The sequence below is a fragment of the Pedobacter roseus genome (assembly GCF_014395225.1).
Classification (GTDB): domain Bacteria; phylum Bacteroidota; class Bacteroidia; order Sphingobacteriales; family Sphingobacteriaceae; genus Pedobacter; species Pedobacter roseus.
Genome location: NZ_CP060723.1, coordinates 2,468,529 through 2,484,930 on the forward strand (window position 1 = coordinate 2,468,529; position 16,402 = coordinate 2,484,930).

General features: G+C 40.2%; 10 protein-coding genes. All 10 read left to right on the top strand.

The features are described from left to right. Complete coding sequence (locus H9L23_RS10290; RefSeq protein WP_246474906.1) at window positions 1–2,619, top strand: glycoside hydrolase family 2 TIM barrel-domain containing protein; 2,619 nt, start codon at window positions 1–3, stop codon at window positions 2,617–2,619. Between the two features lie 147 nt (window positions 2,620–2,766). Next, complete coding sequence (locus H9L23_RS10295) at window positions 2,767–3,927, top strand: ABC transporter substrate-binding protein (protein WP_187594873.1); 1,161 nt, start codon at window positions 2,767–2,769, stop codon at window positions 3,925–3,927. Then, entirely contained in the window at window positions 3,924–5,075 is a 1,152-nt protein-coding gene (locus H9L23_RS10300) for a CaiB/BaiF CoA transferase family protein (protein ID WP_187594874.1), read from the top strand. The genes H9L23_RS10295 and H9L23_RS10300 overlap by 4 nt, the downstream gene beginning before the upstream one ends. A 154-nt stretch (window positions 5,076–5,229) precedes the next feature. Next, the gene (locus tag H9L23_RS10305) at window positions 5,230–6,393 is read left to right on the top strand and encodes a CaiB/BaiF CoA transferase family protein (RefSeq protein ID WP_187594875.1); all 1,164 of its coding nucleotides are present in this window, start codon (window positions 5,230–5,232) and stop codon (window positions 6,391–6,393) included. Then, window positions 6,386–7,624, top strand: coding sequence for an extracellular solute-binding protein (locus H9L23_RS10310; protein WP_187594876.1), 1,239 nt, complete (start codon window positions 6,386–6,388; stop codon window positions 7,622–7,624). The genes H9L23_RS10305 and H9L23_RS10310 overlap by 8 nt, the downstream gene beginning before the upstream one ends. Continuing rightward, on the top strand, window positions 7,621–8,703 hold the full coding sequence (locus H9L23_RS10315; protein ID WP_187594877.1) for a Gfo/Idh/MocA family protein: 1,083 nt from the start codon (window positions 7,621–7,623) through the stop codon (window positions 8,701–8,703). Before H9L23_RS10310 ends, H9L23_RS10315 begins: the two co-directional genes overlap by 4 nt. A gap of 120 nt (window positions 8,704–8,823) precedes the next feature. Further along, window positions 8,824–9,267 carry a MaoC/PaaZ C-terminal domain-containing protein gene (locus tag H9L23_RS10320; protein ID WP_187594878.1) on the top strand — a complete coding sequence of 148 codons (444 nt, stop codon included), beginning with the start codon at window positions 8,824–8,826 and terminating at the stop codon, window positions 9,265–9,267. A 159-nt stretch (window positions 9,268–9,426) separates the two neighbouring features. Beyond that, the gene (gene fucP / locus H9L23_RS10325; RefSeq protein WP_187594879.1) at window positions 9,427–10,728 is read left to right on the top strand and encodes an L-fucose:H+ symporter permease; all 1,302 of its coding nucleotides are present in this window, start codon (window positions 9,427–9,429) and stop codon (window positions 10,726–10,728) included. Window positions 10,729–10,788: 60 nt separating this feature from the next. Further along, window positions 10,789–14,211, top strand: a complete 3,423-nt coding sequence (locus tag H9L23_RS10330; RefSeq protein ID WP_187594880.1) for a glycosyl hydrolase — start codon at window positions 10,789–10,791, stop codon at window positions 14,209–14,211. Window positions 14,212–14,214: 3 nt separating this feature from the next. Next, window positions 14,215–16,239: an aceric acid hydrolase gene (locus H9L23_RS10335; protein WP_187594881.1), complete on the top strand. Its 2,025-nt coding sequence runs from the start codon at window positions 14,215–14,217 to the stop codon at window positions 16,237–16,239. Window positions 16,240–16,402: the final 163 nt, after the last annotated feature.

Genomic DNA, 16,402 nt, shown 5'->3' on the forward strand with positions numbered 1-16,402 from the left:
ATGAAGATAACTCAATTTACATATTGGATTTTTGTGCTGAATATTTTCGCATTATTTACATCACTTCATTGCGAAGCAAAACATCCGTCGATCGTCATTTCGACTGAAGCGAAGTCCCGAATATTCGGGAGAGAAATCTATAATACTGGCATAAATAAACATTACACAGATTTCTCCACTGCGGTCGAAATGACGGCCACGCCGGAACCCCGCATCAGAAACAGCTTCAACAAAGATTGGAAATTCTTTTTAGGGGACGAACCAAATGCAAAATCTCAAGCATATAACGATCTTAAATGGCGAAAATTAACCTTGCCTCACGATTGGAGCATTGAAGAGAAATTCGATGAGAAAAACCCTGCAAAACCCGAAGGGGGCGGTTTACCTACCGGAATTGGTTGGTACAGAAAAGAATTTATTGCTCCTGCCAATTTTAAGGATAGATTAATAACTGTCGAATTTGATGGCGTGTATAAAAACAGTGAGGTTTGGGTAAACGGAGAATATTTGGGCAAAAGACCTTATGGTTACAGTTCATTTTCTTACGAAATCAGCAAATTCCTGAAATCTGGAAAAAATATCATTGCTGTTAAGGTTGATAATTCAGCCCAACCCGATTCACGCTGGTATTCAGGCTCAGGCATTTATAGAAACGTTTGGTTAACATCTACGGCCAAAGTATCAATAAGCCAACATGGCCTTTTTGTTGAATCGGGTTTTGTAAGTGGCGATTTCGGAGAATCAACAGATGGTGGGACTTTAAAGCCCGGGCAAAAAGTAGGCTACATAGAACCTCACGTTAGTTTTATAAATAAATCATCAGATAAAACCAAAAAGTACAAGATTGAATTTTCGATAATAAACAGGGAGGGAAAACAGGTTTTAAAGCACCTTTTGGAAGAAGATATAATCGAAGATAATACTGGTAAAGGTGTTTCTAGCCTGCTGATCAGTCAGCCAGAAATATGGTCAGTAGAAAGGCCTTATTTATACACCTTAGTGGCTAAAATCATTGATTCGGAAAATAAAATTATAGATGAACAAAGTACAACTTTTGGGATCCGGAGATTCAATTTTGATGCGATAAAGGGTTTCTCCTTAAATGGAAAACCGATGAAAATTTTGGGTGTTTGCCTGCATCACGATTTAGGTGCTTTAGGCGCTGCAGTGAATGTCCGTGCGATAGAACGCCAACTCGAAATTATGAAGAAAATGGGTGTAAATGCCATCCGTACCGCTCATAATCCACCGGCACCTGAGTTTTTAGATTTATGCGATAAAATGGGCTTTTTAGTCATGGATGAAGCTTTTGATATGTGGGCGAAGAAAAAAAACAAAAATGATTATCACCTGAATTTTCCTGAATGGCATAAAGCTGACCTGGAAGATATGGTTAAACGCGACCGTAATCATCCATCCATTATCCTTTGGAGCATCGGCAACGAAATCCGTGAGCAGTTTGACAGTACAGGTATTGCGATAACAAAAGAGTTGGTCAAAATCGTTAAAAACCTGGATAACACCCGACCGGTAATTTCAGCGCTGACGGAAACAAAGGCAGAAAAGAATTTTATCTATCAGGCCAAGGCGCTTGATATTTATGGCTTAAATTATAACCATAAACTTTATCAGGATTTCCCGAAAAATTATCCTGGCGTTAAATTTTTAGCTACTGAAACCACCTCAGCACTTGAAACAAGGGGATTTTATGATACTGCAGATACCATCCGCCGTTGGCCGAAAGATGGTAAAACCAAATTCACAGCAGGTAATAAAGAATGGTCGGCATCTGCTTACGATAACGTTTCGGCTTACTGGGGTTCAACACATGAAGAAACGTGGAAGGAAGCTAAAAAATATGATCATGTGTCTGGTTTATTTGTTTGGACGGGTTTTGATTACCTGGGCGAACCTTTACCTTACCCATGGCCGGCCAGAAGTTCTTATTTCGGAATTGTTGATTTAGCAGGTTTTCCGAAAGATTCCTATTACATGTATCAAAGCGAGTGGACTAATAAACCCGTGTTACATATTTTACCTCACTGGAATTGGGAAAAGGGCAAATCCGTTGAAGTTTGGGCTTATTACAACAATGCCGATGAAGTAGAACTGTACCTCAACGGAAAATCATTGGGTAAAAAATCTAAGCAAGGAGATGATCTCCACGTACTTTGGAACGTAAATTTCGAACCGGGGATATTAAAAGCAGTTTCACGTAAAAACGGGAAAGAAGTATTGGTCCGTGAGGTAAAAACTGCCGGAGCACCTGCCAAAATAGAATTGATTGCCGATAGAAAAAACATTAAAGCCGATGGCAAGGATTTATCATTCATTACCGTCCGCATTTTGGATGCAACAGGAAATGTGGTTCCCAACGCCGATAACTTAGTCGATTTTAAAGTAGAAGGAAATGGCTTTATTGCAGGTGTTGACAATGGATTTCAAGCCAGTTTAGAACCTTTTAAAGCGAATTACCGCAAAGCATTTCATGGTTTGTGTTTAACCATACTACAATCAACAGAAAAAACAGGAACTATTAAGTTGAGGGCAACATCAAATGGTTTGTCGCCTTCGTCGATTACAATTAATACGGCTAAGCAAATAAAAAGAAAACAATAAAAGGCATTGTCATTCTGAGGAACGAAGAATCTGCAAACGATAAAAAACAAGCTCTGCTCAGGCAGTAACTAATGTAAAGGTTCTGTAAGATAGGTCAGGGATTCTTCACTGCGTTCAGAATGACAGAAAAACAAAAGAGAAAATAAAGTGGAAAAGATAATTAACTTAAAAGGAATAACCTGGAACCACAGTCGTGGGCTTTTGCCGATGGTGGCAACAGCACAGCGTTTTTCCGAATTACATCCCAACGTGCACATTACCTGGGAAAAAAGAAGCCTGCAGCAGTTTGCCGATTTTTCCATTCAGGAACTGGCAGAGCGTTTTGACCTGCTGGTGATCGATCATCCATGGGCTGGTTTTGCCGCAAAAACAAAATCCATAGTGCCTTTAGATCTTTATCTTTCTGAAGATTATCTAAAAGATCAGGAAGAAAATTCCGTAGGTCAATCTTTTGAAAGTTATTTCTATAACGAACACCTCTGGGCACTACCCATAGATGCAGCAACACCAGTGGCGGCATCGCGACCGGATTTATTGGCCGAAAAAGGATTACAATTACCTAAATCATTCGAAGATCTACTCGCATTGGCCGATAAAGGTTTAATTGCTTTTGCAGGTATTCCGATTGATGTTTTAATGAATTTTTATACACTTTGCTGCTCTTTGGGCGAAGATCCCTGCCAAAATGATTATGAAGTAATTTCAACTGAAATCGGCGTAAAAGTTTTGAAAATGTACCGCGAACTGGCATCGAAAATAGATCAAGCAAACTTCAATAGAAACCCGATTCAGGTTTATGAAGACATGACTTTAAGCGACGAAATTGCTTATTGTCCTTTTGCTTACGGGTATTCCAATTACTCGCGAAATGGTTATGCACGCAAAACCCTGCATTTTCACGACATGATTTCTTTAGATGGTAAAACCAACCTGAAAAGCACATTGGGTGGAACAGGTTTAGCCATTTCTGCTAAATGCGAAGTTTTGGAGATTGCTGCCAAATATGTAGAATTTGTGGGATCATCTGCTTGTCAGTCTACTTTATTTTTCGAAAGTGGTGGTCAGCCGGGGCATTTATCCGCCTGGAAAAACGAAGAAGTCAACCGCCAGAGTCATAATTATTTTCAAAGTACCTTACCCGCTTTGCAAAGGGCATTTCTCCGTCCACGTTACCATGGCTCCATGTATTTTCAGGATCACGCGGGCGATGTTGTCCGCGATTATTTAATGAAAGGAGGCGATGAAATTCAGGTTTTATCGGCAATGAATGAGTTATATCTGCAATCTAAAAGTTTAGTGTTATCATGAACAGACCGCTAGAAGGACTTTTGATTTTAGAGTTTTGCCAGTTTTTGGCCGGACCATCGGCAGGATTAAAACTGGCCGACTTAGGTGCCCGTGTGATTAAAATCGAACGACCTAAAACAGGCGATGCTTGCAGATCTTTATCCATCAAAAATCTTTTTGTGGATGAAGACAGCCTGCTTTTTCATACCATTAACCGGAATAAAGAAAGTTATACTGCCGATTTAAAAAATCCGGAAGATTTAGAAAGACTTAAAAAATTAATCAGTAAAGCCGATGTGATGACACATAATTTCCGCCCTGGTGTGATGGAGAAAATTGGTCTGGATTATCAAAACGTTCAAAACATCAATCCAAAAATTGTTTACGGTGTGGTAACCGGCTATGGAACTGAAGGTCCGTGGAAAAACAAGCCAGGTCAGGATTTACTGGTACAATCCGTTTCCGGATTAACATTTTTATCCGGTGTTGATGTAGACGGGCCGGTTCCATTCGGACTTTCCGTATCGGATATCATGTGCGGAAACCATTTGGCACAAGGCATTATGGCCGCTTTAATTAAAAGGGCAAAAACCAATAAAAGTGTTTTGGTTGAGGTGAGTTTGCTTGAATCTATTTTAGATGTACAGTTTGAAGTGCTCACAACATATTTAAATGATGGCGGTAAATTGCCTGATAGAAGCGGAGCAAAAGGCAGCGCTCACGCTTATTTAAGCGCTCCTTATGGCATGTACGAAACCAGCGACGGTTATATAGCCATGGCCATGGGCAACCTGCCAAATATCTGCGCGATCATCAATTGCGATATTACTGACCTATACGTAGAAGCTGGTTCAGCCTTCGAAAACCGCGATAAATTAATTGTCCGCCTGGCTGAAACCTTTAAAAAAGAAAATACAAAACATTGGCTTGATCTTTTGGAAAGTCACGGTATCTGGTGCGCAGAAGTACTGAATTATCAAACTGCTACAGCCATGAATACTTATAAGAGCTTGCAGATTGAGCAGGAACTGGATTTAGCTGATGGCAAAAAAATAAAGACAACCGTGAGCCCGATTCGTTTGGATAATCAAAAGTTATTTGCCAGTAAAGCAGCACCAAAACTGGGTTTTGGAACAGCTGAGATTAATAAAGAGTTTGAGTTGAATTAATAAAATAAAGTCGTTATTCCCGCGCAGGCGGGAACCCTAATGTCCATCGTATTACGATTCCCAATCAAGTTGGGAATGACGATACGCTAGACTTAACGGATAAATAAAAGAACAATGAGGCATGGTAAACAAGCCTTAATATAATAATAGAATTATGCTACCGCTTGAAGATTATTTAGTTATCGATTTCAGCCAGTTCCTATCGGGACCATCAGCAAGTTTGCGTTTGGCCGATATGGGTGCTCGTGTAATCAAAATTGAGCGCTTGGGTGTGGGCGATATTTGCCGCACGCTCTATACCTCAAACCTGATCATGAACGGAGAATCGTCGGTTTTTCATGCCATAAACAGGAATAAAGAAAGTTTTGAGGTTGATTTAAAACGCGAAGAAGATTGCGAAATGGTGCGCGAACTGCTTAAAAAAGCAGATGTAATGATTCATAATTTCCGCCCGGGAGTAATGGAACGTTTAGGTTTCGATTATCAATCCGTTTCCGCTTTAAACCCAACCCTAATTTATGGCGAAATCTCAGGCTATGGCAATAACACGGAATGGAAAAATAAACCTGGTCAGGATTTACTTCTACAATCTGTTACCGGTTTAACTTCGCTAACTGGAAATGATAATAGCGGCCCTGTGGCAATGGGTTTATCCATTATTGATATGTTGGCAGGCGCGCACCTGGCGCAGGGAATCCTGGCCTGTTTGTACCGGAAAGCTATAAAAAATGAGGGCGGTTTTGTACAGATCAGCATGATGGAATCCGCTTATGATTTCCAGTTTGAAACCATCACCACTTTTATGAATGATGGTGGATCGTTACCTCAACGTTCGAAAAATAACAATGCAAATGCATATTTAGGCGCTCCTTATGGGATTTATCAAACAGAAAACGGATATTTAGCCCTAGCGATGGCTTCCATTCCACAGCTCGGCAACCTACTTGGCTGCGAACGATTAGAAGATTATATTGAAATTAGCGAGGCATTTGACAAACGTGATGAGATTAAGGCAATTTTGGCTGATCATCTTTTATCTGCCACTACCGAAAAATGGCTTTCCATTTTAGAACCAGCCGATATTTGGTGTGCGGATGTGTTAAACTGGAATGCTTTGATGGCCCATGAGGGTTTTAAGGTGTTAAATATGGTTCAGGAAGTGGAAATGATAGATGGTTACAAATATGAAACCACCAGATGCCCGATCCGCATTGATGGCGAATTATTGACTTCACCAATAGGTTCGCCAAAATTAGGACAGGATAATGAAAAAATTATCAAAGAATTTATAACACAGCATACCATTGCAAATGCATAACCAAATAGAAACCTTCAGAATAGCCGTTCGTAAATTTGCACCTTTTGAAGCTGCCATGCAGAAATTCTGGGATCAATATTGTACCATTTCAGGCTGTACACTAAAGTTGGAAATGGTGGTAATGGATTTGCACGAACTTTACGACAGTACCATCAAGCAAAAGGGACTGGCAAATGGCGATTTCGATATTGCGCATATCAGTACCGATTGGGTTTTGGAAGGTTATTCCAGCAATGATTTTGAAGTTTTAAATCCTTACATCAATAAAAACAAACCCGACGATTTCCCGAGGGGATGGAGCAAATCGCTTTTAAGTCTGCAACGTTTCGGATGGGAAGTAGTGGGCTTGCCCTTTCATGATGGCCCGGAGTGTTTTATTTACAGGAAAGATTTATTCGAAAGCGATGCCGAACAGGCTAAATATTTTGCTCAATTTGCCAAAACCTTAACCGTACCCAAAACCTGGGAAGATTTTCACCAGATTGCCCGTTTTTTCAACCGCCCGGAACAAAATTTATATGGCAGTATTTTCGCCTGTTATCCCGACGGGCACAACACCGTTTTCGATTTTGCACTGCAATTATGGACGAGGGGCGGGGCATTGGTTGATAAAAATGGTTTTATCCAGATCAATACCCAGGCAGCCATTGATGGTTTAAACTTTTATCGTAAAATCGTGAACGATACAACTGCTGTTCATCCAAAATCTGGAGAATTCGAATCTGTAGCTGCAGGAATCGCCTTTTCACAAGGCGAAGCTGCCATGATGATCAACTGGTTTGGTTTTGCCGCCATGTGCGAAGTAGACGCAAACTCCAAAGTAAAAGGAAAAATTGATGTAGACCGATTGCCATCCGCTCCAGGTAAAAACTCGGCCTCGCTAAATGTATACTGGCTTTATACCATTGCAAAGGGCAGTAAAAATAAAGCTGTAGCGTACGATTTTTTACGTTTTGCCCTGGCTACTGAACAGGATAAACAGCTCACCTTAGAAGGTGGGATAGGTTGCAGGATTTCGACCTGGAAAAATGAAGAGATCAACCAGATTATTCCTTATTACCATAAATTAGAAGAATTACATGAGGTGGCCAATATGTTGCCACAGAAACAAAACTGGGCTGCTATTGCCGCCATCATCGACCAAATGGTTTTACAGGCCATTAATACCGATGCCGCAACCGAAGAGCTTATTCAGCTTGCACAGAACCAGATTAATGAAATTGACAAATGAGTATTGATATCAAATATAAACCAGAATTACCACATACCAAACAGCCCATCATTATCATTGGTGCAGGAGGAATAGTGGCCGATGCGCATCTTCCAGCGTATAAAATTGCAGATTTTGAAGTACATGGTATTGTAAACCGGACCAAAGAGCGGGCACAGAAACTGGCTGATGCTTTTGGTATTCCAAACGTCTACAATTCGGTGGCTGAAGCAGTAAAACTGGCTCCGGCAAATGCTGTTTATGATTTAACCATCATGCCCGAGCAATACATCGAAACCCTGCAACAATTGCCGGATGGAAGTGCAGTATTGATCCAAAAACCCATGGGAGATGATTTTGCACAGGCAAAAGAAATACTCGAATTATGCAGGAATAAGAAGTTTAAGGCCGCCATTAACTTTCAGTTACGTTTCGCACCCTTTGTAAGTGCGGCAAAATACCTCATTGATCAAGGTTTAATCGGCGAATTATATGATATGGAAGTTCGGGTGACGATTAAAACACCCTGGGAAATCTTCCCGCATGTAATTATTCATCCAAGATTGGAAATTCAGTACCATAGCATTCATTATGTCGATTTAATCCGTTCATTTTTGGGTAATCCGGAGAGTATTCTGGCAAAAACCTTAAAACATCCTGCGAAGAATTTGTCCTCATCTCGATCTACCATTTTATTCGATTATGGCGATACTATGCATGCGGTAATCAATACCAACCACGACCATGATTTCGGTCCAAACCACCAGGAAAGTTATATTAAATGGGAAGGAACAAGAGGTGCTATTGTAGCTAAAATCGGTTTATTGATGGATTATCCGCATGGCGTACCTGATGTATTTGAATACTGCATAGTAGAAGACGGAAAAACTCCAAAATGGCAGACAGTTAAATTAGACGGCTCCTGGTTTCCGGAGGCTTTTATTGGCACCATGGCCAATTTAATGCGCTATAATGAAGGTTCAACCGATGTGTTGCATACCAGTGTTGAAGATGTGATTCAAACCATGGCCGTTGTAGAAAGTGCCTATCAATCGAGCGATATTGGTGGGGTTAGAGTTAAAGAGAAATTAAATAATTAAATCGTCATTGCGAGGCTGGAAATGAGCGGGCCGAAGCAATCTGTTTTGCAACAAAGATTGCTTCGTTTCGATGAAAAATCGAAAACTCGCAATTACGGAATTATAAATAAAAATATTAAAATGTATTTCAAATCAACATTTTTTGAAGGTTACCAATTACAGGATAAACGTGTAACCTTAGGCCGCACGATAACTGAAACCGATTTCGTGGTTCATGCGGGGCATACCGGCGATTTTTTCCCACATCACATGGATGCCGAATGGTGTGCAACACAACCTTTTAAACAACGCATTGCCCACGGAACCATGATTTTTAGTATTGGTATCGGTTTAACCGCATCAGAAATTAATCCGGAAGCCATGAGCAAAGGCTATGATAAATTACGTTTTGTAAAACCGGTTTTCATTGGCGATACCATCCACTCCGAAATCACCATTTCAGAAAAAGGGGAGAGCAAAAGACCTGAATATGGCACCGTAACCGAACACGTAGAAATCATCAACCAACATGGAGAAGTGGTATTAGTCTGCGACCATCTTTTGGTTGTTAAAAAAGTTCATTAGTTCAGTGGTCAATAGTTCATTGGTCTGGTTGCCTATAGCGACAGTTTACCAGACATGATTAAAACACAAATGAACAAATGACTAATGAACCAATCAACTATTAAACCCTTTCGCTAATAACAAATGAACCAATTACAAATGAACTAATGAACCATTCTAATGACTAATGAACCAATAAACACACAGCCAGAAATTATAACTGAGGGCGATTCGTCATCAGGAAAAAAATATTTATTGCCATTTATACTCGTAATAAGCCTATTTTTTCTTTGGGGAATGGCACATAACCTCGATTCAATCTTAATTCCGCACCTAAAGAAAGCATGTAACCTCAATAACAGGCAATCAACACTGATCGATACTTCTGTTTTCTTTGCGTATTTTTTAATGGCTATACCTGCCGGAATGATTTTGAAAAAGTGGGGCTATAAAGCAACTATGATTTCGGGTTTGTTAGCCTTTGCTTTTGGTGCTTTTTTATTTGTTCCTGCGGCCAATACCTTATCTTATATTACATTTTTGATTGCACTTTTCATTATAGGTTGTGGTTTAACCATGCTCGAAACCTCTGCCAACCCTTATGCAGCAGTATTGGGTGATCCTGCGAAAGCAACAAGCAGATTAAACCTTGCTGCATCTTTCAACGGACTGGCTGCAATGGTAGCCCCAATGATCGGTGGTTTATTTATCCTTTCAGGCAAATCGCACACCAAAGATGAATTAGCAGCGATGACAGAAGTTAATAGAAATAATTACTTTCTTGAAGAGGCCGCATCGGTTAAAACACCCTACATTACATTAGGCATCGTTTTATTGGTAATTGCAGTAATCTTTTACTTCATCCACCTTCCTGAAATTAAAACGAAAAGTATTGATGGAGAAGCAAAGGGAAGTTTTTTTGGGTCACTACGCCATAAACACCTCAGATGGGCTGTAATTGCTCAGTTTTTCTATGTAGGTGCACAAGTTTGTGTAACCAGTTTCTTTATCAGGATGGCACAACAGGGCGGTGGATTTGACGAAAAAACAGCTGCATCCTATTTGGTTGTTTATGGATTTTTATTTACCGCTGGCCGTTTCGCAGGAACGGCGCTCTTACAGTTCATATCTTCAAATAAATTGCTTGCGATTTATGCTGCGATATCAATAATCTTGTGTTTGGTTGCTATTTTAGGTAAAGGTTCTTATGTGGTTTATGCTTTAGGTGCTATCGGATTCTTTATGTCTATTATGTTTCCAACCATTTTCGCCTTAGGAATTGATGGAATCGGTGATGATACAAAACCAGGTTCTTCCTGGTTGATCATGTCTATTGTTGGTGGTGCCATTTTACCATTTGGAATGGGAACACTAATCGATATGTATGGCGATAATATCCAAATCGGCTACAGCATTCCATTAGTATGTTTTCTGATTATCCTTTATTTCGGCTTACGGGGTTATAAAATCGCACATAAATAAATATAACTCCGTCATTGCGAGGAGGCACGACGAAGCAATCTAATAGAGAAAAAGTAAAAAATGAAATATAGGTTGAATAAAATATTGATTGTTTTATTGTTGAGTTTTGGCTTTTCAGCAAACCTTTTTGCGCAACAAAATGAAAATGCAAAACCCTGGGTATTTTGGTATTGGGTTAAAGGTGGGGTTTCAAAAGCCGGCATTACCGCCGATCTGGAAGCCATGAAATCGAATGGCATTGCTGGTGCTTATTTAATGAGCATTCAAGGGCCTGATAAAACACCAGCTTATTCACCCCCTGCAGTTCAACTTACGCCAGAATGGTGGAAAATGGTTGAATTTGCCATGAGCGAAGCGAAACGTTTAAACCTGAAACTGGGCATGCATGTAAGTGATGGTTTTGCCCTGGCCGGTGGACCATGGATAACGCCGGAACTGTCGATGCAAAAAGTGGTTTGGTCAAAAATAAACGTCAGTAATACAGCTAATAAGATCTCTTTACCTCAACCTGAATCAAAAGAAAATTATTATAAAGATATTGCCGTTTATGCTTACCCTTCTCCAATTGGCGAAAACATTTCAACACGAACTGTTATTCCTAAAATTACAGCAAGTAATGGAGCCGATGCCACGGGTTTAGTGCAACCGGGTAATAAGAAAAACTTTGGCTCAAATGAGCCTTGTTACATTCAATACGAATTTGAAAAACCTTTCACCTGCAGGACAGTCACCATTAAAGTGAGTGGAAATAACTATCAGGCACAACGTTTGGCCATCGAAGTAAGCGATGATGGTAAAGTTTTTCGCTCCGTTGGCAGGTTGGAAGCCCCGCGACATGGCTGGCAGGATACTGATGAAGATGTTACCCATTCCATTGTACCTACCACCGCAAAATTTTTCAGGTTTGTTTATGATAAAAAGGGTTCGGAGCCAGGTTCAGAGGATCTGGATGCAGCCAAATGGAAACCTTCTTTAAAACTAGTAAATCTTGAACTGTCTTCTGAAGCACAGATTAACCAGTTCGAAGGCAAAAATGGTTCAGTATGGCGGATCAGCAAAAGAAGCTCCGAAGCAGAAATTGCTAAAAACCTTTGCGTGCCCTTGAATAAGATCATTAACCTAACGGATAAATTAAATCCAGATGGAACCTTAAACTGGAAAGCACCAAAGGGTAACTGGACAATTTTACGGATAGGTCATACTTCAACCGGACATACCAATGCCACTGGTGGTGGTGGAAAGGGATTAGAATGCGATAAATTTAACCCCGGAGCGGTAAAATTACAATTTAACAATTGGTATGGAGCCGCACTTAAACATGGCGGCCCCGAAATTGCAAAGAAAGTTTTGAGTATTTTCCATGTTGATAGCTGGGAATGCGGTAGCCAGAATTGGTCGCCAATATTTAAAGCGGAGTTTTTAAAACGCAGAGGTTACGATTTAACACCATATCTGCCTATCATGACCGGTTTACCTGTGGAAAGTACCGCTGTATCCGAAAACTTCCTCTATGATGTGAGAAAAACCATTTCTGAATTGGTTGTCGACCAGTTTTATAAAACCCTTGCAAAACTGGCCAAGGAGCAGGGCGTAACTTTTACGGCTGAAAGCATTGCACCAACGATGATGAGTGATGGATTGATGCATTATAAAACAGTTGATGTACCCATGGGCGAGTTTTGGTTAAACAGTCCAACACACGACAAACCGAATGATATGCTGGATGCCATTTCCGGAGCACATATTTATGGTAAAAACATTATCCAGGCCGAGGCTTTTACCACGGTCCGAATGGACTGGAATGAAAGTCCGGCCAATATGAAAACCCTGCAGGATCGAAATTACGCCCTCGGTTTCAATAAACTCGTCTATCACGTTTTTACACACAATCCCTGGACGGATAGGAAACCCGGAATGACCTTAGATGGCGTAGGTTTATATTTTCAACGCGATCAAACCTGGTGGAAAGCCGGAAAAGCATGGATAGATTATGCTGAAAGAACACAGAACCTGCTACAACAAGGAAAACCCGTTGTAGATATCGCCGTTTTTACTGGCGAAGAATTACCCCGCCGTTCTGTTTTGCCTGACCGTTTGGTAGAAACCTTGCCCGGTATTTTTGGTGCTGATGTAGTGGAAGCTGAAAAGAAGCGTCTTGCAAATGTTGGGGAGCCATTGCGGCAGATCCCGGCCGGTGTTACCCATTCTGCAAACATGGCAGATCCTGAAAATTGGGTAAATCCTCTGCGTGGTTATGCTTACGATAGTTTTAATCCCGATGTTTTAAAAACAGCAATAGTTAAAGATGGTAATGTGGTGTTCCAATGTGGCGCAACATATAAAATATTGGTTTTCCCTGGCAACATGAAAATGAACCCAAATTATCAATACATGAGTTATGAAGTAGTTAAAAAGCTTTCAGAATTGATTAGAGCTGGGGCGAAAGTGATTGTTGGAGATAAGCCACTATATCAATCTGGAATTAAGCAGGTTAATAAGATTGAATTTGATAAAGTTGTTGAAGAAATTTGGGGAGGAAACTTTGAGTCATTCAAAAATGGCGGTAAGCCAATTTATACTAGAAAACTTGGTTTAGGACAAATTTTCAAAGCTCCGTTTGAAGGTAATGATTTTACAAGTCTTGGTTTGGAAAAGGATTTAGATATCAACGAATTTCAACCGTTGTTAAGCTCCCACATTTTACCAACTAGAAATGTAGCATTTGCACACAGAAAAACTATTGATAATGATATTTATTTTATTACGAATCAAGAGAATAAGGAAAGGGAATTTAATTTTTCGTTTCGGATGATTGGTAGAATTCCTCGAATTTATGATGTGGCCACAAACAATAATATTGATTTAAAAAGTTGGTCGTTTAAAGATGGTAGAACTTATTTTAATCTGAAATTGCCGGCAAACGGTTCAATTTTCGTGATTTTTAAAGAGAAAACAGATTTAACTCAATTAAATATCGGATCAAATTCAAGCAGATTCAAATCCATTCAGGATATTTCCAAATCATGGCTAGCTCAATTCGATATCGCTTATGGAGGACCATCAAAACCAGTAACTTTTAGCGATTTAACCGATTGGACAACAAACACGGATAGTTTGGTTAAATATTATTCCGGAACAGCTGTTTACACCAAAACGTTCAATTTCAATGGAAATCCGAATGATAAAACATGGATTGATTTAGGCGAATTTTCCAGTATTGCTGAAGTAAAAATCAATGGCATCAACTGTGGCACCTTATGGACTGCACCACACCGCCTGGATATCACAAAAGCATTAAAACAGGGCGATAACAAAATAGAAATCGAAGTTACGAATACCTGGGCTAACCGTTTAATTGGCGATAGTAAATTACCAGAAGATAAGAGGATTACAAAAACCACGGCACCTTTCCGTTTGGAGGGGAAGCCATTAAATCCCGCTGGATTATTAGGTCCGGTGCTGATTCAAATGGAAGAAAAATAAGATATGAAAGCATTAAAAAATAGTGTGTTTATAACATTGTGTTTGATCTCGCTCTGCGTGCAGGCACAAGATAAGGCTTTGGTCAATACATCAAATTCTCCTTACGCAAAACTGCACAGTATCAATATGACAGATGTAACCTGGACAAAAGGATTTTGGGCCGATCGTTTTAAGGTAGCCACCGAAACCATGGTACCGAATATGTGGGCCATTTATAACGATCCGAAAATCAGTCATGCTTTTGAAAATTTCAAAATTGCCGCAGGTTTAGATACAGGTTCACACTCCGGACCATCTTTTCATGATGGCGATTATTATAAAACTTTGGAGGCCGTGGCCGTTTTATATGCTTCTACGAAAAATCCAAAGCTGAACGAAATGATGGATAATGCTATTGCCATAATCGGTAAATCGCAACGCGAAGATGGCTACATTTATACCAAAGCAATGATCGAGCAGCGCAAAACAGGCTCTAAAAACCAGTTTCAAGATCGTTTGAGCTTCGAATCGTACAATATTGGCCATTTAATGACGGCAGGCTGCATCCATTACCGTGCAACAGGAAAAATGATACTGCTCAACATTGCTAAAAAGGCAACCGATTATTTATATAATTTCTATAAATCGGCATCACCAACTTTGGCAAGAAATGCAATATGTCCTTCACATTACATGGGCGTGGTAGAAATGTACCGTACAACTAAAGACCCACGTTATTTAGAACTGGCGCAGCATTTAATTGCGATTAAAGGAAAAATTGATGATGGTACAGATGACAACCAGGACCGAATCCCTTTTTTGCAGCAAACCAAAGCCATGGGCCATGCCGTACGTGCAAACTACCTTTATGCTGGCGTCGCTGATTTATATGCCGAAACGGGCAAAGATTCGTTATTAAATACCCTTAACTTAATGTGGGATGATGTCAATCAGCACAAAATGTACATCACGGGTGGTTGTGGTTCACTTTATGATGGAACATCGCCCGATGGCACATCCTATAATCCGGCCGATGTGCAGAAAATTCACCAGGCTTTTGGTCGTGATTTTCAATTGCCAAATTTTACCGCACATAACGAAACCTGCGCCAACATCGGCAACGTACTTTGGAACTGGCGCATGTTGCAGATTACAAGTGATGCAAAATATGCCGATGTGATGGAACTGGCTTTGCACAACAGCGTTTTGTCTGGAATTAGTTTGGATGGGAAAAACTTTTTATACACCAATCCTTTGGCTCAATCAGACGACTTACCTTTTAAGCAACGCTGGTCGAAAGATAGGTTGCCCTATATCGCATTATCCAATTGCTGCCCGCCAAACGTGGTCAGGACGATAGCTGAAGTGAGTGATTATGCTTACAGCTGTTCAGATAAAGGTCTCTGGTTTAATTTATATGGTGGCAATAACTTAAGTACTACATTAACTAATGGTCAGAAAATTTCTTTATCCCAGGAAACCAATTATCCCTGGGATGGGAAGATCAAAATCACTATAAAAGAAATAGCAAACAAAGCTTATTCATTATTTCTGAGAATCCCGTCATGGACGCATGATGCACAGATCACCATTAATGGAAAAACTGAAAATATTAAAGCCATTTCCGGAACTTATGCAGAAATCAGCCGCGTTTGGAAAAAGGGCGATGTGGTGGAACTAAATCTCCCAATGGAGGCTACTTTGATCGAAGCTAATCCACTGGTCGAAGAAAACAGAAATCAGGTAGCGGTAAAACGCGGACCAATTGTTTACTGTTTAGAATCGACAGATTTACCTGGTAAAAGTATTTTTAACGCCTTTATTCCGGCTTCGACCAAATTTGAGGCTAAACCGATTAATATTGATGGCGCTGTTATGATGAGTTTAGTAGGAAATGCAAAAATGGTTGAGCCAAACAACTGGAAAAATGTGTTGTACAGGCCAATTGAAGATAAAAATACAACAACAGCAATTAAACTGGTACCATACTTTGCCTGGGGAAACCGTGGTCATTCAGAAATGTCGGTATGGTTGCCTGTAAGTAGATGATATAATAAGGGGCATCATTCCCAACCCGATAGCTATCGGGTTGATTGGGAATCCTAATGACTTGGTAGGGGCTGTAGGTTGCATTAAGATTAGCTTCGCTGAGCACTGCGTGGTTTCTGTCTGCGCGGGAATGACGATCATTTTATAAAGAAATAAAGAAAAA

What these genes read in the sequence shown, in the direction of transcription:
- fucP (WP_187594879.1), top strand. Translation starts at nt 9,427, where the DNA reads ATGACTAATGAACCAATAAACACACAGCCAGAAATTATAACTGAGGGC.
- H9L23_RS10330 (WP_187594880.1), top strand. Translation starts at nt 10,789, where the DNA reads ATGAAATATAGGTTGAATAAAATATTGATTGTTTTATTGTTGAGTTTT.
- H9L23_RS10290 (WP_246474906.1), top strand. Translation starts at nt 1, where the DNA reads ATGAAGATAACTCAATTTACATATTGGATTTTTGTGCTGAATATTTTC.
- H9L23_RS10335 (WP_187594881.1), top strand. Translation starts at nt 14,215, where the DNA reads ATGAAAGCATTAAAAAATAGTGTGTTTATAACATTGTGTTTGATCTCG.
- H9L23_RS10300 (WP_187594874.1), top strand. Translation starts at nt 3,924, where the DNA reads ATGAACAGACCGCTAGAAGGACTTTTGATTTTAGAGTTTTGCCAGTTT.
- H9L23_RS10310 (WP_187594876.1), top strand. Translation starts at nt 6,386, where the DNA reads ATGCATAACCAAATAGAAACCTTCAGAATAGCCGTTCGTAAATTTGCA.
- H9L23_RS10315 (WP_187594877.1), top strand. Translation starts at nt 7,621, where the DNA reads ATGAGTATTGATATCAAATATAAACCAGAATTACCACATACCAAACAG.
- H9L23_RS10320 (WP_187594878.1), top strand. Translation starts at nt 8,824, where the DNA reads ATGTATTTCAAATCAACATTTTTTGAAGGTTACCAATTACAGGATAAA.
- H9L23_RS10305 (WP_187594875.1), top strand. Translation starts at nt 5,230, where the DNA reads ATGCTACCGCTTGAAGATTATTTAGTTATCGATTTCAGCCAGTTCCTA.